The organism is Streptomyces sp. NPDC051286 (assembly GCF_044455345.1).
In the GTDB taxonomy this organism is placed as follows: Bacteria; Actinomycetota; Actinomycetes; order Streptomycetales; family Streptomycetaceae; genus Streptomyces.
Genome location: NZ_JBITER010000001.1, coordinates 198,178 through 215,068, shown reverse-complemented (window position 1 = coordinate 215,068; position 16,891 = coordinate 198,178). Strand labels below are relative to the sequence as shown.

14 protein-coding genes are annotated in these 16,891 nt (G+C 71.8%); 10 read left to right on the top strand and 4 right to left on the bottom strand.

Going from position 1 to position 16,891, the window contains the following annotated elements:
- Positions 1–72 precede the first annotated feature (72 nt).
- The 5 genes from ACIBB8_RS00970 to ACIBB8_RS00950 are packed head-to-tail and all read left to right on the top strand — an operon-like array spanning position 73 to position 5,762.
- The gene (locus ACIBB8_RS00970) at positions 73–1,341 is read left to right on the top strand and encodes a prenyltransferase/squalene oxidase repeat-containing protein (protein ID WP_398948258.1); all 1,269 of its coding nucleotides are present in this window, start codon (positions 73–75) and stop codon (positions 1,339–1,341) included.
- A gap of 41 nt (positions 1,342–1,382) precedes the next feature.
- Entirely contained in the window at positions 1,383–2,024 is a 642-nt protein-coding gene (locus tag ACIBB8_RS00965; RefSeq protein WP_398948257.1) for an SCO2322 family protein, read from the top strand.
- Positions 2,021–3,190, top strand: coding sequence for an energy-coupling factor transporter transmembrane protein EcfT (locus ACIBB8_RS00960; RefSeq protein ID WP_398948256.1), 1,170 nt, complete (start codon positions 2,021–2,023; stop codon positions 3,188–3,190). The genes ACIBB8_RS00965 and ACIBB8_RS00960 overlap by 4 nt, the downstream gene beginning before the upstream one ends.
- Positions 3,190–4,899: an ABC transporter ATP-binding protein gene (locus ACIBB8_RS00955; RefSeq protein ID WP_398948255.1), complete on the top strand. Its 1,710-nt coding sequence runs from the start codon at positions 3,190–3,192 to the stop codon at positions 4,897–4,899. Before ACIBB8_RS00960 ends, ACIBB8_RS00955 begins: the two co-directional genes overlap by 1 nt.
- A complete protein-coding gene (locus ACIBB8_RS00950) occupies positions 4,896–5,762 on the top strand; it encodes an ECF transporter S component (RefSeq protein WP_398948254.1) in 867 nt (288 codons plus the stop codon). Before ACIBB8_RS00955 ends, ACIBB8_RS00950 begins: the two co-directional genes overlap by 4 nt.
- A gap of 144 nt (positions 5,763–5,906) precedes the next feature.
- Here the strand turns inward: ACIBB8_RS00950 and ACIBB8_RS00945 are convergent, their stop codons facing one another.
- The gene (locus ACIBB8_RS00945; RefSeq protein WP_398948253.1) at positions 5,907–7,211 is read right to left on the bottom strand and encodes an alpha/beta hydrolase; all 1,305 of its coding nucleotides are present in this window, start codon (positions 7,209–7,211) and stop codon (positions 5,907–5,909) included.
- 95 nt (positions 7,212–7,306) lie between these two features.
- Positions 7,307–8,485 (bottom strand): steroid 3-ketoacyl-CoA thiolase, encoded by a 1,179-nt coding sequence (locus ACIBB8_RS00940; RefSeq protein ID WP_398948252.1) that lies wholly within the window; start codon positions 8,483–8,485, stop codon positions 7,307–7,309.
- A gap of 283 nt (positions 8,486–8,768) precedes the next feature.
- Between ACIBB8_RS00940 and ACIBB8_RS00935 the strand changes: the two genes are divergently transcribed.
- Together ACIBB8_RS00935 and ACIBB8_RS00930 are read left to right on the top strand one after the other, a co-directional pair.
- Positions 8,769–10,019: a cytochrome P450 gene (locus ACIBB8_RS00935; protein ID WP_398948251.1), complete on the top strand. Its 1,251-nt coding sequence runs from the start codon at positions 8,769–8,771 to the stop codon at positions 10,017–10,019.
- Between the two features lie 127 nt (positions 10,020–10,146).
- Positions 10,147–11,115, top strand: coding sequence for an AEC family transporter (locus ACIBB8_RS00930; RefSeq protein WP_398948250.1), 969 nt, complete (start codon positions 10,147–10,149; stop codon positions 11,113–11,115).
- A gap of 185 nt (positions 11,116–11,300) precedes the next feature.
- Here the strand turns inward: ACIBB8_RS00930 and ACIBB8_RS00925 are convergent, their stop codons facing one another.
- On the bottom strand, positions 11,301–11,828 hold the full coding sequence (locus ACIBB8_RS00925; RefSeq protein ID WP_398948249.1) for a ricin-type beta-trefoil lectin domain protein: 528 nt from the start codon (positions 11,826–11,828) through the stop codon (positions 11,301–11,303).
- A gap of 67 nt (positions 11,829–11,895) precedes the next feature.
- Between ACIBB8_RS00925 and ACIBB8_RS00920 the strand changes: the two genes are divergently transcribed.
- On the top strand, positions 11,896–13,011 hold the full coding sequence (locus ACIBB8_RS00920; protein WP_398948705.1) for a DUF2330 domain-containing protein: 1,116 nt from the start codon (positions 11,896–11,898) through the stop codon (positions 13,009–13,011).
- A 98-nt stretch (positions 13,012–13,109) separates the two neighbouring features.
- On the top strand, positions 13,110–13,586 hold the full coding sequence (locus tag ACIBB8_RS00915) for a GNAT family N-acetyltransferase (protein ID WP_398948248.1): 477 nt from the start codon (positions 13,110–13,112) through the stop codon (positions 13,584–13,586).
- 59 nt (positions 13,587–13,645) lie between these two features.
- On the opposite strand, the gene ACIBB8_RS00910 is transcribed toward ACIBB8_RS00915, so the two are convergent.
- Positions 13,646–15,688, bottom strand: a complete 2,043-nt coding sequence (locus ACIBB8_RS00910) for a DHA2 family efflux MFS transporter permease subunit (RefSeq protein WP_398948247.1) — start codon at positions 15,686–15,688, stop codon at positions 13,646–13,648.
- A 117-nt stretch (positions 15,689–15,805) separates the two neighbouring features.
- Between ACIBB8_RS00910 and ACIBB8_RS00905 the strand changes: the two genes are divergently transcribed.
- On the top strand, positions 15,806–16,810 hold the full coding sequence (locus tag ACIBB8_RS00905) for a peptidoglycan-binding protein (RefSeq protein ID WP_398948246.1): 1,005 nt from the start codon (positions 15,806–15,808) through the stop codon (positions 16,808–16,810).
- Positions 16,811–16,891: the final 81 nt, after the last annotated feature.

The window sequence follows — 16,891 nt, the reverse complement described above, 5'->3', positions numbered from 1 at the left end:
GGAATACGGGGCCGGAGCCTGGTGCCTGAGTGTGCCTGTGCCCGGTTCCCCACAGGAGAGGCTCAGCCCGCCATGACCGTACGCCGCAGCGCAGCAGCGCTCGCCGCCACCGCCACCGTGCTCTGTGCGGCCGCTGCCCCGGCCGCGGTCGCGGCGCCGTCCCCCTCCCCCACCCCGTCCGTCGCGCTGCCCTCCGGGCTGTACGGCACCAAGGACCCGACGTACGACGGGGTCTGGCGGCAGTCGCTGGCCTTCCTCGCCCAGCACGTCGAGGGGGTCGTGCCCGCGACGAAGTCGGTGGACTGGCTGATCGCCCAGCAGTGCGCGAACGGCGCCTACGCCTCGTACCGCGCCGATGTCTCCAAGCCGTGCGACACCAAGACCATGCTGGACACCAATGCGACCGCCGCCGCGGTGCAGGCGCTGGCGGCGGTCGGCGGGCACGGCGACATCGTCAACAACGGCGTCGGCTGGCTGAAGTCCGTCCAGAACAAGGACGGTGGCTGGGGCTACAACCCGGGCTCCCCCAGCGACGCCAACTCCACCGCGATCGTGATCGGCGCGCTGGCCCGGCAGGGCCAGCGGATCGGCGACATGACGAATCCGGACGGCAAAACCCCGTACGACGCGCTGCTCACACTCGCGATCCCGTGCGGCGGCCCGGACGGCGGCGCGTTCGCGTACCAGCCCGACAAGGCCGGGAAGCTCGCCGCGAACGCGGACGCCACCGCGGCCGCCGTGCTCGGCTCGATGGGCAAGGGGCTGGACACCGGGAACAACGCCGCGGTCGAGGGCAAGCCGCCGGCCTGCCGGAAGGGCGACGTCGTCAAGCCCGAGCAGGCCGCCCAGAACGGCGCCTTCTACCTCGCGGGCGCCCTCGCGAAGAACGGCAACCACCTGGACCTGCCGCCGATGCCGGGTGCCGACGACACCACCCCGCAGCCCGACTTCGGCAACACCGCGGACGCCGTCGTCGCCTTGGCCTCCGCGGGCCACAAGGACAAGGCGGCCGGTGCGGTCGGCTGGCTGCAGAAGAACTCCAGGAGCTGGGCCGAGGAGAGCGGCCCCGCCGCCTACGCCCAGCTGGTCCTGGCCGCGCACGCGACCGGCGCCGACGCCCACGACTTCGGCGGCGTCGACCTGGTCCGGGGGCTGAACGCGAGCGGTCCCGCGCCCGCTGCCGTCATCACGCCCAGTGCGACCCCGGACAACTTCTCGGCCGAGGACGGCAGCAGCGACGACGCCGGTCTCGGGGTGTGGTGGCTGGTCGGTATCGGCCTCGCCGCCGGTGCGGGCGTCGGCTTCCTGATCAGCAGCCGCCGGAAGCCCCAGCAGCCGTGAACCGAGCGGGGAATCGTACGGGGAATGCGTTCGGCGGACGGATGGCCGTCGCACTGCTGCTGGTGCTCGGCGCCGCTCTGACCGTGTTCGGCGCGGGCACCGCCCATGCGGCCGGCTACCGTTACTGGTCGTTCTGGGAGGGCAAGGGGTCCGGCTGGGCCTATGCCACCCAGGGCCCCTCGCTCGTCCGGCCCGACGACGGGGCGGTGCAGGGCTTCCGGTTCTCCGTGAGCGAGGACTCCCAGGACTCGGCAAAGCCGCGCCGCACCCCCGACTTCGCGACGGTCTGCGCGGACACCCCCGCCAAGGACGGCACCAAGCGCGTCGCGCTCGTCATCGACCCCGGCACGCCGGCGGACGCCCCGGCCGGGGAGACGCCGCCCGCGCTGCGCACCGCCTGCGCGCAGGTCGCCCCCGGGGCGAGCACCGCCGAGGCGCTCGCCTCGGTGGCCAAGCCGCTGCGCTACAACAGCAACGCCCTGCTCTGCGCGATCTCCGGCTACCCCGCCTCGGGCTGCGGCGAGCAGGTCTCCGGAAGCGCGCGCACGGCGTCCGCTCCTCCCTCGTCCACCCACCCCGGGAACGGGCGCAGCGGTCCGTCCACCGGGGTGCTCGTCGGGCTCGGTGCCGTCCTGCTGCTCGGCATCGCCGCCGTCCTGCAGGCCCGCCGCCGGCGCGGATGACCGCCTCCCCCGGCGCGGCCCGGCTCAGCCATGCACTGCGGGCGCCCGCGGCGACCCGCAGCAACGCCCTGCCCGCCGGGGCCTGGTGGCTGTGGGCGCTCGGGCTGGCCACCGCCGCGTCCCGGACCAGCAATCCGCTGCTGCTCGGACTGCTGGTGGGCGTGGCCGGATATGTCGTGGCGGCGCGCCGTACGGACGCGCCATGGGCGCGTTCGTACGGCGCGTTCATCAAGATCGGGCTGTTCGTCGTCACCGTTCGGCTGCTGTTCTCCGTCTTCCTCGGCTCGCCGATCCCCGGTACGCACCTGGTGTTCACCCTTCCCGAAGTCCCGCTGCCGGACTGGGCGCAGGGCGTCAGGATCGGCGGCCGGGTCACCGCCGAGCAGCTGCTCTTCGCGCTGTACGACGGGGCGAAGCTGGCCACGCTGCTGATCTGCATCGGCGCGGCGAACTCGCTCGCCAACCCGGCCCGGCTGCTGAAGTCGCTGCCGGGTGCGCTGTACGAGGCGGGAGTCGCCGTCGTCGTCGCGATGACGTTCGCGCCGAACATGGTCGCCGATGTGGTGCGCCTGCGCACCACACGCCGGCTGCGGGGCCGCCCGACCAGGGGCATCCGGGCCGTTCTGCAGATCGGACTGCCGGTGCTGGAGGGTGCGCTGGAGCGGTCGGTGGCGATCGCCGCGTCGATGGACGCGCGCGGGTACGGGCGTACGGCGCAGGTCCCGCCCGCCGTCCGGCGCACCACGAACGTCCTCACCCTCGGCGGTCTGCTGGGGGTCTGCGCCGGTACGTACGGCCTGCTGGCCGCGCAGGGTGCGGTCTACGGGCTGCCGCTGCTGCTCGTCGGGCTCGTCGCCGCTGCGGCCGGGCTGCGGCTCGGCGGCGCCCGCTCGGTCCGTACCCGCTACCGGCCCGACCGGTGGGGTATGCGGGCCTGGCTGGTGGCGGGGTCGGGGGCGGTGGTCGCGGCGGCGATGATCCTGGCGGACAGCATCGACCCGGAGGCGCTGCACCCCGGGGTCGTCCCCCTGGTCGCGCCGGTGTTCCCGCTGTGGCCCGCCGCGGCGGTGCTGATCGGGTTGCTGCCCGCGGTGGTGGCGCCCGCGCCGCCCCCGGCGGGTGGCCCGGCCGACGCTCCCGTCGCGCACTCCGAGAAGGGACAGTGATGATCCGGTTCGAGCAGGTCTCGGTGCAGTTCGAGGGCACGGCGCACCCCACCCTGTCGGGCGTCGATCTGACGGTCCCGGAGGGCGAGTTGGTGCTGCTCGTCGGCCCGTCGGGGGTCGGCAAGTCGACGCTGCTCGGGGCCGTCTCCGGTCTCGTACCGCACTTCACGGGCGGCACGCTGCGCGGCCGGGTCACGGTCGACGGCCGCGACACCCGCACCCACAAACCGCGCGAACTCGCCGATCTGGTCGGCACGGTGGGCCAGGACCCGCTCTCCCATTTCGTCACCGACACCGTCGAGGACGAGCTGGCGTACGGCATGGAGTCGCTGGGGCTCGCCCCCGACGTCATGCGGCGGCGGGTCGAGGAGACCCTCGACCTGCTGGGCCTCGCGGGACTGCGCGACCGGCCCATCGCCACGCTCTCCGGCGGCCAGCAGCAGCGGGTCGCGATCGGCTCGGTGCTGACCCCGCACCCCAAGGTGCTGGTCCTGGACGAACCGACGTCCGCCCTGGACCCGGCGGCGGCCGAGGAGGTCCTCGCGGTGCTCCAGCGGCTGGTGCACGACCTGGGCACGACGGTCCTGATGGCGGAGCACCGGCTGGAACGCGTCGTCCAGTACGCGGACCAGGTCGTCCTGCTGCCGTCGCCGGGCGCCGCACCCGTGACGGGTGCGCCCGCCGACGTCATGGCCGTGTCCCCGGTCCACCCGCCGGTGGTCGCGCTGGGACGGCTGGCGGACTGGGAACCGCTGCCGCTCTCCGTGCGTGATGCGCGACGCCGGGCGACCGGGCTGCGGGAACGGCTGGCGTCGGCCGAGCCGCCGTCGGCCGTCCCGCCGGCGACGCCCGCTGCCCCGGCACCGCTGCCCGCCGCCCCGGTACGACGTGGGCTGTTCGGACGCCGTCGCGCACCCGAGGCGGAGCCCGCTCCGGGTCCCGCGGGGGAAGCGACCGTCCGGACCGAGGGTCTGGGGGTGCGGCGCGGTCGCGTCGAGGCGCTGCGCCGGGTGACGTTCTCCGTCACGCCCGGCGAGACCGTCGCCCTGATGGGCCGCAACGGCGCGGGCAAGTCCACCCTGCTCGCCACCCTCGTCGGCACGGTCGAGCCCACGGCCGGAACCGTCCACGTGGGCGGCCGGGCCCCGCACCGTACACCGCCGCGCGACATGGTGCGCCGGGTCGGACTCGTACCGCAGGAACCGCGCGATCTGCTCTACGCGGACACGGTCGCCGCCGAGTGCGCGACGGCCGACACGGACGCGGGCGCCGCGGCGGGCAGCTGCCGGGCCCTGGTCTCCGAGCTGCTGCCGGACGTGCCGGACGACACCCACCCGCGCGACCTCTCCGAGGGGCAGCGCCTCGCCCTGGCGCTGGCGATCGTGCTGACGGCGCGCCCCCCGCTGCTGCTGCTCGACGAACCGACGCGTGGCCTGGACTACGCGGCGAAGGCCCGTCTGATACGCGTGCTGCGCGGTCTGGCGGCCGAGGGCCATGCGATCGTCCTGGCCACCCACGATGTGGAGCTCGCCGCCGAGCTGGCCCACCGGGTGGTGATCCTCGCCGACGGGGAGATCGTCGCGGACGGGCCGACCCGGCAGGTCGTGGTCTCGTCCCCGGCGTTCGCACCGCAGACCGCGAAGATCCTCGCCCCGCAGGAGTGGCTGACCGTGCCGCAGGTACGCACGGCACTGGGGGCGGACGCATGACGCCCCGGGAACGGGCCGTACGAGCGGCCGGAACACCGAGGGTCCGGCGCACGGGCGACCGGCAGGCGCGGGCGGTGCGGCTGGGGCCGCGTGCGATCGCCGCGCTCCTCCTGATCAGCGCGATCGGTGTCGTCGCCATCGGCTGGCCGCTGCTCGCCGGCGCGGACTCCGGCCTCGCCCACTCCCAGGACGCGCCCTGGCTGTTCGCCGCGCTGCTTCCGCTGCTGGTCGGGGTGGTCGTCGCGACGATCGCGGACTCCGGCCTGGACGCGAAGGCGGTGGCGATGCTGGGTGTGCTCGCCGCGGTCGGCGCCGCGCTGCGCCCGCTCGGCGCGGGGACGGCGGGCCTGGAACCGATGTTCTTCCTGATGGTGCTGAGCGGCCGGGTGCTCGGCCCGGGCTTCGGGTTCGTGCTCGGCTCGGTGACGATGTTCGCGTCCGCGCTGCTCACCGGCGGGGTGGGCCCGTGGCTGCCGTTCCAGATGCTGTCGATGGGCTGGTTCACCATGGGCGCCGGGCTGCTGCCGGGCCCGGACCGGCTGCGCGGGCGGGCCGAGCTGCTGATGCTCGCGGCCTACGGAGGTGTGGCGGCGTTCGCGTACGGCACGGTGATGAACCTGTACGGCTGGACGATCGTGCCGGGCCTCGGCTCGGGCATCTCCTTCCATCCCGGTGACCCGCTGCCCGAGAACCTGGTCCGCTTCCTCGCGTACTGCCTGGCCACTTCGCTGGGCTGGGACCTGGGACGGGCCGTGCTGACCATGGCGCTGACCCTCGTCGTCGGCGGGACGTTGCTGAAGGCGCTGCGCCGGGCCACGCGGCGCGCGGCCTTCGAGGCCCAGGCCACATTCGAGGTCCCCTGAGCAGCTGGTACCGATCCGTCCACCGGCGGCAGCGCGGGAAGACCCCGACCGGGTTCCGGTCGGGGTCTTCTCCGTGCTACGAGGCCTCGGTTCACGGTGTCCGGCCGCCGGCGCTCCGTCGGCTCCAGGTCCGGCCCGGCCCGGTCAGCGATGACGCGGTCCCGCTGCCCCGATCGTGTCGAACCAGCGGACGATCTGCGGGCCGGACTTCATGAAGGTCCCGTTGTGATCGGTCGACCCTTGGTCGATCACCGGCACCCGCGCACCGTGCGCGGCGAAGTCGGCCGCACAGTTGCGGGAGTTGGCGATGGCCACGTCCCGGTCCGCGGCTGACGAGTAGAGCCGCACGGGCACCTCGGGCTTCCAGTCGCACTGACCGTCCTGGGCTTTCAGCACGTCGCGCAGCACTCCCGTCGGATGCTGCAGGTCCTGATAGGCCTTGTCGGTGAGGAGTTCCTTCAGCGTGCCGGGCAGCGCCGGGATGATGTCCTCCTCGAAGTGGTGGGTGTCGAAGAGGTTCTCGACGACGTCCGCGTACGGCTCACGGAAGAGCTCCGAGGGGTCCTTGTAGAGCGGGTGCAGCCGGTTCTGCGCGGTGAGGAAGTACGACATGTAGAAGACCGCGCTGATGTCGTTGATCCGGCCGTCGAACATGGCGGGCGTCTCCGCGCCCTGGAGGTCGTACGGCCCCGAGACCGGCGCCAGCGCCCGCAGTCTGAAGTGCCGGTCCGCGCCGCCGGCGAGGGCCTTGGCCAGAGCCGTCGCGACCTGGCCGCCCTGGGAGAAGCCGCTGGCGTACACCTCGCCGGTGAGGGGGCGTCCCAGCTCCCGCGCCGCGGTGCGGGAGGCACGCAGCATGTCGAGGGAGGCGGTGACGGAGGACGCGGTGTCCATGTACGGGTGCGGGCCCGGCCCCTTGCCGAGGCCGAGATAGTCGGGCGCGGCGACGGCGCGACCGGCCGAGGCGTGCAGGTACGGGGCGAACCGGCCGAAGTCCTCGCCGACGGAGGGCGCGTAGTCGCGGTGGACCATCGTGCCGTGGGTGTCGGAGACCAGATCGAGGCGGTCGGCGCCACCCCTGGGGAGAACGAACAGACCGGTGGCGGTGGTGGGTTCGCCCTGCGGGGTGAGGGTGCGGTACGTGAGGCGGTAGGCGCGTACGCCGTAGCGGACGGTGCCCGTGTCCAAGCCTCCCGAGGCGAGGAAGGCGCTGACGTCGGTGCGGTCGAGAGTGGCGACGGGCGTGACGGCGAGGAGCGTCCCCCGTCCGGTGGTGCGGGTGGTGTGGGAGTCCCCGTCCGCCGGTCCGGCCTGCTGGGCCACGGCGGGCGCGGCGCCGAGGGCGGCGAGGGCCATGACCGTGGCGACCGCCAGCCCTCGCCGGACACCACGCCGACCCGCCCTGGAAGAAGGGGTGTTGCTGCACTTCTTGCTGTTCTTGTTCTCCATGGCCGTGACGCTATGCAACCGCGAGCGGCGCCGACAGCTGCACGGCCCCCCGACCGGGGTGCACCTAACACCACCACTCCGGCCGGGGGGTATCTTCACAGCCGCTGAATGATCGTGCCGGTGGCCAGCGCCCCGCCCGCGCACATGGTGATGAGCGCGAACTCCTTGTCGCGGCGCTCCAGTTCGTGCAGTGCCGTGGTGATGAGCCGGGCCCCGGTGGCGCCCACCGGGTGGCCGAGCGCGATGGCGCCGCCGTTGACGTTGACCTTCGCGAGCCCGTCGAGGTCCCGCTCGAAGACCTGGGCCCAGCTCAGCACCACCGACGCGAACGCCTCGTTGATCTCGACGAGGTCGATGTCCTTGAGCGACATCCCGGCCTTGCCCAGCACCGCGCGGGTCGCGTCGACCGGCCCGTCGAGGTGGAAGTGCGGGTCGGAACCGACGAGCGCCTGGGCAACGATCCGGGCCCGCGGCTTGAGTTTGAGTGCCCGCGCCATCCGCTTGGACGCCCACATGATCGCGCAGGCGCCGTCGGATATCTGCGAGGCGTTGCCCGCGGTGTGGATCGCGGTGGGCATCACCGGCTTGAGCCGGGCAAGCCCCTCCATCGTGGTGTCCCGCAGCCCCTCGTCCCGGTCGACGAGGCGCCACATGCCCTGACCGGCCGCCTGCTCCTCCTCGGTGGTCGGCACCTGGACCGCGTACGTCTCCCGTTTGAACCGCTCCTCGGCCCAGGCCACGGCCGCCCGCTCCTGCGAGATCAGCCCGAGCGAGTCGACGTTCTCCCGCGTGAGGCCCCGCTTGCGGGCGATGCGCTCGGCGGCCTCGAACTGGTTGGGCAGGTCGACGTTCCACTCGTCCGGCCAGGGCTTCCCCGGGCCGTGCTTGGATCCGCTGCCCAGCGGCACGCGCGACATCGCCTCGACACCGCAGCTGATGCCGATGTCGATGACTCCGGCCGCGACCATGTTGGCGACCATGTGGGAGGCCTGCTGCGAGGAGCCGCACTGGCAGTCCACGGTGGTGGCGGCGGTCTCGTACGGAAGTCCCACGGTGAGCCAGGCGTTGCGCGCCGGGTTCATGGACTGTTCACCGGCGTGGGTGACCGTACCGCCGACGATCTGTTCCACGCAGTCCGCAGGGATGCCGGTGCGTCCGAGAAGTTCTCGGTAGGTCTCGCCCAGCAGATAGGCGGGATGCAGATTGGCGAGCGCGCCTCCGCGCTTGCCGATGGGGGTGCGTACGGCTTCGACGATGACGGGTTCCGCGGCCATGAGCTCGTCCTCTCCTCGCGCTTCCGCAGGGGGCGTCCCGGCACCCACGGAAGGAACTAGTACGCGTTCTAGTTCTGCAAGCAGTCTTATGAGGCTTACCCTCGGTACGCAAGAGCCGTGCACGCACAATGGGCGCATTTCGAAGCCCGTACGCGCCCCCCTCGCGCAACCGATCGGGCCACAGCTCTTGCCAGTTGTAGAACTCGTTACTACGGTGCGGGCAACTTCTGATGGGTCGTCAGGCAATGTTTCGGGCGCCCCTCGGACCGACCTGGAGTTGCCGATGCCCTGCCCCCATCTGCCCGAGGGGTTCGACTTCACCGATCCCGACCTGCTCCAAGCCCGCATCCCGCACCCGGAGTTCGCCCGGATGAGGGAGACCGCCCCGGTCTGGTGGTGCACCCAGCCGGCCGGTGTCTCCGGTTTCGGCGACGAGGGCTACTGGGTGGTTACCCGGCATGCGGACGTCAAGTACGTCTCCACACACCCTGAACTGTTCTCTTCCCACACCAACACCGCGGTCATCCGCTTCAACGAGACGATCAGCCGCGATCAGATCGACGTCCAGAAGCTGATCATGCTGAACATGGACCCGCCCGAGCACACCCGGGTCCGCCAGATCGTCCAGCGCGGCTTCACCCCCCGCGCCGTCCGTTCCCTGGAACAGGCGCTGCGCAGCCGCGCCCGGTCGATCGTCGAGACGGCCCTCGCCTCCGCCGACGACGACGGTTCGTTCGACTTCGTCACCCATATCGCCGTCGAACTGCCGCTCCAGGCCATCGCCGAGCTCATCGGCGTACCGCAGGAGGACCGGTCCAAAATCTTCGACTGGTCCAACAAGATGGCCGCGTACGACGATCCCGAGTACGCGATCACCGAAGAGGTCGGCGCCGAGGCGGCCATGGAGATCGTCTCGTACGCGATGAACCTGGCAGCGGCACGCAAGGAGTGCCCCGCCAAGGACATCGTCTCCCAGCTGGTCGCCGCGGAGGGCGAAGGCAACCTCTCCTCGGACGAGTTCGGTTTCTTCGTGATCCTCCTCGCCGTCGCCGGCAACGAGACCACCCGGAACGCCATCAGCCACGGCATGCACGCCTTCCTCACCCACCCCGAGGAGTGGGAGCGCTACAAGCGCGAGCGCCCGGAGACCGCCGCCGAGGAGATCGTGCGCTGGGCCACCCCCGTGGTCTCCTTCCAGCGGACCGCCACCCAGGACCTCGAACTGGGCGGGCAGCAGATCAAGAAGGGCGAGCGGGTCGGGTTATTCTACTCCTCCGCCAACAACGACCCCGAGGTCTTCGAAAGCCCGGAACTCTTCGACATCTCCCGGGACCCCAACCCGCATCTCGGATTCGGTGGCGGCGGACCGCACTTCTGTCTCGGCAAGTCCCTCGCCGTCATGGAGATCGACCTGATCTTCAACGCGATCGCGGACGTACTGCCCGATCTGCGGCTGGTCGAGGACCCGCGGCGGCTGCGCTCCGCCTGGCTGAACGGAATCAAGCAGCTCCAGGTCCGTACCGCCGCCGGCTGACCGGCTCGCGGATTCCCGGACGGCGGGGGCCGTCCCTTCCACGCCCCGGCCCCTGCCGCCCGTCCGCGCCCCGGCCCCTCCTGCCCGCCGCGCCCCGGTACAGGCAGTGGACAGCTGTCCGAGGATCATGGCGTCCATGCATGCCCTGCTCTCCGCCTTCGCTCCGATCTGGATACTCACGGCGACCGGCTACGCGGTCGGCCGCAGTGGCCTGCTCGGCGAGCAGGCGGAAGCCGTGCTCGGCCGGTTCGTCTTCCATGTGGCCATGCCCGCGGCGCTGTTCACGATGGTCTCCGGTGCGCGACTGGACGCCTTCGCCAACTCCTCGATGGTGGCGTTCGGGACGGGCACGGCGCTCGTGTCCGCCCTCGGTTTCGTGCTCGCCCGGCGCTTCTTCGGCCGCAAGACGGCCGACCAGGCGATCAGCAGCATGGCGTCCGGTTACGTCAACTCCGCCAATCTGGGTATCCCGGTGGCGGTCCAGGTGCTCGGTGACGCGTCGTTCGTCGCCCAGATCATCCTCTTCCAGGTGCTGCTGGTCTCCCCCGTGATCCTGACGCTGCTGGACACGGGTACGGGGGCGGGCTCCGGAAACGGCGTCGCGCTGCGCCGGATGGTGACCATGCCCGTACGCAATCCGATCATCATGGCCTCGATGCTCGGCGTCGTCGTCTCCGCGCTCGGGGTGCGGCTGCCGCACGCCCTCGAACACTCCTGTGATCTGCTCGGCGCTGCCGCCGTGCCCACCGCCCTGATCACCCTCGGCCTGTCCCTGCACGGCCGCCCGGAACCGTCGACGACCGCGACGACAGTGCCCGCAGGGCGTACGGAAGTGGGCCTGGCGGTCGCGCTGAAGACGCTGGTCCAGCCCCTGATCGCCTTCCTGGTCGGCGGCCCGCTGCTGCACCTGCCGGACCACCAGTTGCTCGCCGTGGTCCTCTGTTCCGCGCTCCCGACCGCCCAGAACGCCTTCATCTACGCCCGCCAGTACGGCCTGGACACCAGCCTCGCCCGCAACTCCGTGGTGGCGTCCACGGTCGTGTCCATGGCCACGCTGTCGCTGGCCGCCTGGGCGCTGGTACCGTCCGGCCCCTGAGAGCCTGTCGGGTGACCTTCGTCCGCCCGATCAGAGGTCGCCCGACAGGCTCTGAGCCGTTCGAGTGGCGCGCCGTCCCGGACAGGCGGATGCTGGAAAACGCGGCGATCCACGCCGAAGGGGTGCCGGGACGATGCGCATCGTCCCGGCACCCCTTCGGCTCTCAGGGGCGGTACGGGCTCCGGCTACCCGGGGAGCTCCCACTGCTGTTCGGCGGCTGTTCCACAGGTCCGGATCAGCAGACGCGCGCCGTCCGTGGCGCCGCCCTCCGCGTGCAGGCACAGCGCCGACTTGACGTTGCACAGAGTGCCGTCGGGCAGCGGGGTCCAGGACTGGGCCAGGGTGCCGTTGCACCGGTAGAGCTGGACGGCGGTGCCGTCGGCCGTCGCGCCGTTGCGGACGTCCATGCACGTGCCGAACGCGACCAGCGTGCCGTCGCCCGGCACGGTCCAGGTCTGGGCGGGGGTACCGTCGCAGGCGGAGAGCCGCAGGGCGGTTCCGTCGGCGGAGGAGCCCCCTTCGGGAGCGGCGCACCTGCCGTCGATGCCGGTGATCGGGCCCGGTTCGACGGGTGCCGGAAGGGCTGTGCGTACGATGTCGGCCAGGACACAGTGGCTGGAACCGGGCCGTTCACTCCGACGTCTGTCCCTCTGGTCGACCGATCGGCCGGTCGCGACGGGGCACGACCGACACGGGGGAGGAACACGGTTCATGCGGGGGAAGCGAAGCCCATGGGGGAAGCGAGGTTCATGGGGAATCCGCGCGCTGTCGCTGCTGTTGATGCTGGCCTCGCTGCAGCTCGGATCGTTGATCGGCCCGGCGTACGCATGCGGCTGTGGGGCGATGGTCCCCGGCAAGGACGCGCACGTCAGCGTGGACCGGGAGACATCGGTGGTCGGCTGGGACGGCCGCACCGAGCAGATCGTCATGCGGCTGACGGTCCGCGGGGACGCCCCGGAGGCTGCCTGGATCATGCCCGTACCGCACCGCGCCTCCGTCGAACTCGGTGATCAGGCGCTCTTCTCCGAGCTCGTAACCCTCACCGCGCCGGTCCTCGCGACCCGGCACTATTTCTGGCCACGCTCCGGGGACTGGCCGTTCGCCGGTTCCGGGGACGGCGTGGACGCCGCGGCACCGCCGTCCGCGGCCGGCGCACCGCCGGTGGGGGTCGTCGGGCGGGAGCGGCTCGGCCCGTTCGATGTGGCGCGGCTGACGGCGACCGACCCCGAGGCGCTGCAGACGTGGCTGCGGCGGAACGGTTTCGAGCTGCCCGACCGGCTGGCGACCGCGCTGCAGCCGTACGTCGACCGGAAGTGGGAGTACGTGGCCGTCCGCCTCGCCCCCAGGGAGAAGGGCTCGCTCCTGCTGGGCGAGCTCGACCCGCTGCGGCTGAGCTTCGCGAGCGACCGTCTCGTCTACCCGATGAGGCTGTCGAAGCTCGCCGCGACACCGCAGTCGCTGGGGCTGTACGTGCTGGCCGCCCACCGGATGGAGCCGGCCGGCACGATCGGCGGGGAGGCGCCGCGGGTGACGTACGCGGGGAAGGTCGACCCGACTGCTTCGACAGCCTCTGCGACGAGCTTCCCGGCTAACGGGGCGATCCGGGAGCTGGCGGGCGGAAAGCCGGTGTTCGTCACCGCGATCGAGCAGTCGTTCCCTCACCCGGAGCGGATCGACGGCGATCACGAGCTGCGGGCGAGCGCCGCCGACGCCCCGTACCGGACCATGACGTACCGGAACGAGCTGCTGACCGTGGCCGGCGTCCCGGCCTGGCTGCTGACCCTCCTGGGTGTCGTGCTGGTCGCGGCCGTGGCGGTGCTGCTGGGCGTCCGGGCGCACCGGCGGCGCCCTGTGCTGCCCCCGCCGCCGGTCACGGTCCCACCGCCGCTGGCGTGAGCGCGCGGCGGTGCGTACTGCCGGCGCGCCACGCCAGGCCGGTCACGGCACTGGAAACCGTTGGGCTCCCCGGTCATGCCCAGGTCACAATGGCGCCCATGACGTGGACCGTGACCCCCGAACGCTTCGACTCTCCCGACGCGAGCGCCCTGCGCCGTGACTACTACGACGAGGTCGCCAGCCGTTACTGGCAGCGGCCCGCGACCGCGGACGAGATCGACGAGGGACTTCGCGGCGACGGCGCCGACCTGCTCACGGGGCCGACCGGCGCGTTCGTCGTCGGCAGATTCGACGGAAAGCCCGCGTCCTGCGCCGGGCTGCTCCTGGTGGACGCGGACACCGCGGAGCTCACCCGCGTGTTCGTGCGCCCCGTGTTCCGTGGCACGGGCGGCGGCGGTTTGCTGCTGGCGGCCGTCGAGAGTGCGGCGCGCGCCTTCGGCGTACGGCGGATCCGGCTGGACACCCGCAACGATCTGGTGGAGGCCCGCGGGCTGTACGCCAAGCACGGCTACCGGGAGGTGCCCGCGTTCCATCAGCGGCAGTACGCGGAGCACTGGTTCGCCAAGGAGCTGTGACCCGGGCGCTGTGAACGGGAGCTTTCGTCCGACCGGGGTCCGGCCGGGGGAGCCCCGGGTCAGAGTGCGTGGTCCCGTTTCGGCTCCGGACAGCGCGGCTGTTCCCTGCTCGATCCGGTCGTCTCGGCGGTCAGCTCCGCGACGAGTGCGACCAGGTCGGTCGGCCGCTCCGGCCCCCACCAGTCGCCCAACAGCTCGGCCAGCAACTCCTCACGCGCTTCCGCGAGCTTCTCCACGGCCTCCGAACCGCAGTCGCTCAGCACCAGCTGCACCCCTTCGCGCCGGGCCAGACCGCGCTCCTCCAGCTGTCGCGCCGCATCGCTGATCACGCGCACCGGTACAGGGGTGGCGTCGGCGAGCAGCGCGGGTTCGACGGCGCCGCGCCGCTTGATGCGCAGCAGCATCCAGCCGGCCGCGGGCAGCAGGTCGTACCCCGCACGCGCGGTGATCCTCACATAGACGTCGCGGCGCCCCTCGCGGGTGGCGAGCACCGACAGGGCCCGTGCGCATTCGTCGTACGAGGAACGCTCAACCGGGTTCGAGGCCAGGGTCTCGGTGCTGTCGGGGGCTGTCACCGAGCCGCGCAGCCTGTCCTCCTTGAGGAACCAGGCGATGACGAAGGCGACCAGGACGACGGGCGCCGCGTACACGAAGACGTCGGTGATCGAGGTCGAGTACGCGTGGATCACCGGGGCTCGCAGCGCGGGCGGCAGTTGGGAGATGGCGCGCGGGTCGGCGGCCAGTCGCCCGGCGTCGATGCCCGGTGGCAGCGTGACGCCCGAGAGGGCCGCACCGAGTTTGCCGGTGAGCCGGTTGGTGAAGATCGTGCCGAAGACGGCGACACCGAACGAGGCGCCGATGGAGCGGAAGAACGTGGCCCCGGACGTCGCGACGCCGAGGTCCTCGTACGCGACGGCGTTCTGCGCGACCAGCACAAGGACCTGCATCACCAGACCGAGCCCGGCACCGAAGACGAAGAAGTAGGCGCTCATCTGCCAGGTGCTGCTGTACTCCGTGAGCCGGTGCAGCAGTTGCAGGCCGATCGCGGTGATGCCGGTACCGAGGATCGGGAAGACCTTCCACCGGCCCGTACGGCTGACGATCTGACCGGAGACGGTCGAAGTGAGGAGAAGGCCGAGCACCATCGGCAGCATGTGCACGCCGGACAGGGTCGGCGAGATGTTGTGCACGACCTGCAGGAACGTCGGCAGATACGTCATCGCTCCGAACATCGCGAATCCGATGACGAAACTGATCACGGCGATGAGGCTGAAGGTCCGGATCCGGAACAGCTTCAGCGGCAGTACGGGTTCGGCGGCGCGCCGCTCGACGTACCCGAAGGCGATCAGCAGCACCACGCTGACGACGGCGAGTCCGATGATCTGCGCCGAGCCCCAGGCCCAGGTCGATCCGCCCAGCGAGGCGACGACAACCAGGCAGGTGGCGACGGAGGCGATGAGGAAGGTGCCCAGGTAGTCGATCGTGTGCTTGGCCTGACGGACCGGGATGTGCAGCACAGTTGCGATGACGAGCAGGGCGACGCAGCCGATCGGGAGGTTGATGTAGAACACCCAGCGCCAGCTGAGGTGTTCGGTGAAGAGGCCGCCGAGCAACGGTCCGAGAATGCTCGTCATACCGAAGACCGCGCCGAACAGCCCCTGGTACTTGCCACGTTCGCGCGGGGCGACGAGGTCACCGACGATCGCCATCGAGAGCACCATCAGGCCGCCGCCGCCGAGGCCCTGGAGACCACGGAAGGCGATCAGTTCCGGCATGTTCTGGGCCATGCCGCAGAGCGCGGAGCCGATGAGAAAGATGACGATGGCGATCTGGAAGAGTTTCTTGCGGCCGTACTGGTCGCCGAGCTTGCCCCAGAGCGGGGTCGCGGCGGTCGACGCGAGCAGATAGGCGGTGACCACCCAGGACAGATGCTCCAGGCCGCCGAGTTCGCTGACGATGGTCGGCAGGGCGGTGGAGACGATGGTCTGGTCGAGTGCGGCGAGCAGCATGCCGAGGAGCAGAGCGCCGATGGCAACCAGGACCGTCCGCTGGGAACGGCCTTCGCCAGGGGCCAGGGCCGGGGGGTTCAGCTGGTGGGCCATGAACATCTCCTCGGTTCCGCTACATCCCATCCTGGCCGTTGTGGACGGTTATGGCCTGTTGGGGCATCACCGTGGCGGACTGCATAATCGCAGGCAGTTCAAGGGGAGGGACCCACAATGACCGGACATGTCTGCCCGGAATGCGGCACGGACGACAGAGCTACGGATGCATGGGACGGGGGACCGCACGGCAGACCCGCCGCCGGGCCCCGGTGCGGGTGCGCGGAGCGTGCGGCACGGCGCGCGGCCGAGCGGGCGGAGGCCGAGGCGGCGGAGGACTTCGACCCGTTGCGGATCCGGCCGTACGTGACGCTGGGGGGCGACGAGGCGCCCGCGGACGCCTCCTCGGCGGACGCCGCCATGACGATGCCGCTCTTCGTCGACCGGGCAGCGCTGGTGAATCCGCCGCCTCTGTCGCCTCTGCCGCCGGAGAGTGCCGGGGCGGATGATCCGCGTACGGACGCCATGACCGTGGACCTGGTGGGCCCGGCGGACCCGGTGCAGCCACGCCGCCGACGGCCCTTCGCGGTGCTCGCGATCGGCGCGGCCGTGGTCGGCGTGGTGGGCACCGCGGCGTTCGCCGGCGGCCTGTTCGGCGGCGGGAACGGGGACTCCGAGCGCGACCGGGCGCTCCCGAGTCCCCGGGTGTCGAGCGTCCCCGATGCACCCCTTTCACCGGACGCATCGCCGTCGGCGTCCGCGTCCTCCTCCGCGTCCTCCTCCCCGTCGGCTTCGGTGTCGCCGTCCGCGTCCGTCTCCGCATCGGCGAGCGCCTCACTCTCCCCCTCCGCATCCGCTGCCTCTTCGCGCCCGCCCGCCCCGTCGGCATCGGCGCCGGTCTCGCAGCCCACGGGGACCTCGACGGCTCCGCCGCTCGAAAACCCGGACGGCCCCACGCTGCAGCGCGGCGACCACGGCCCCGAGGTGGCCGAGCTGCAACGGCGGCTGCAGGAGGTATGGCTCTATCAGGGACCCGACAACGGCAACTACACGGACCGGGTCGAGAGCGCCGTACGCGTCTACCAGTCGTACAAGTCCATCGAGGGCGACCCGCCGGGCGTCTACGGCCCGAGCACCCGGCGCGCACTGGAGGCGGAGACGACGGGCCGCGGCCAGTCCTGAGGAGGCGGCCGGCCCCGGGGAGCCGGACCTCTCCTCCCGTATTCGGGAAGGGATTCGCTTTCGCGGGCAGGATTTTGTATC

Coding starts and splice junctions, on each gene's coding strand:
- ACIBB8_RS00950 (WP_398948254.1), top strand. CDS start 4,896: ATGACGCCCCGGGAACGGGCCGTACGAGCGGCCGGAACACCGAGGGTC.
- ACIBB8_RS00935 (WP_398948251.1), top strand. CDS start 8,769: ATGCCCTGCCCCCATCTGCCCGAGGGGTTCGACTTCACCGATCCCGAC.
- ACIBB8_RS00955 (WP_398948255.1), top strand. CDS start 3,190: ATGATCCGGTTCGAGCAGGTCTCGGTGCAGTTCGAGGGCACGGCGCAC.
- ACIBB8_RS00965 (WP_398948257.1), top strand. CDS start 1,383: ATGGCCGTCGCACTGCTGCTGGTGCTCGGCGCCGCTCTGACCGTGTTC.
- ACIBB8_RS00940 (WP_398948252.1), bottom strand. CDS start 8,485: ATGGCCGCGGAACCCGTCATCGTCGAAGCCGTACGCACCCCCATCGGC.
- ACIBB8_RS00905 (WP_398948246.1), top strand. CDS start 15,806: ATGACCGGACATGTCTGCCCGGAATGCGGCACGGACGACAGAGCTACG.
- ACIBB8_RS00925 (WP_398948249.1), bottom strand. CDS start 11,828: ATGAACCGTGTTCCTCCCCCGTGTCGGTCGTGCCCCGTCGCGACCGGC.
- ACIBB8_RS00910 (WP_398948247.1), bottom strand. CDS start 15,688: ATGGCCCACCAGCTGAACCCCCCGGCCCTGGCCCCTGGCGAAGGCCGT.
- ACIBB8_RS00930 (WP_398948250.1), top strand. CDS start 10,147: ATGGCGTCCATGCATGCCCTGCTCTCCGCCTTCGCTCCGATCTGGATA.
- ACIBB8_RS00915 (WP_398948248.1), top strand. CDS start 13,110: ATGACGTGGACCGTGACCCCCGAACGCTTCGACTCTCCCGACGCGAGC.
- ACIBB8_RS00970 (WP_398948258.1), top strand. CDS start 73: ATGACCGTACGCCGCAGCGCAGCAGCGCTCGCCGCCACCGCCACCGTG.
- ACIBB8_RS00920 (WP_398948705.1), top strand. CDS start 11,896: ATGCTGGCCTCGCTGCAGCTCGGATCGTTGATCGGCCCGGCGTACGCA.
- ACIBB8_RS00945 (WP_398948253.1), bottom strand. CDS start 7,211: ATGGAGAACAAGAACAGCAAGAAGTGCAGCAACACCCCTTCTTCCAGG.
- ACIBB8_RS00960 (WP_398948256.1), top strand. CDS start 2,021: ATGACCGCCTCCCCCGGCGCGGCCCGGCTCAGCCATGCACTGCGGGCG.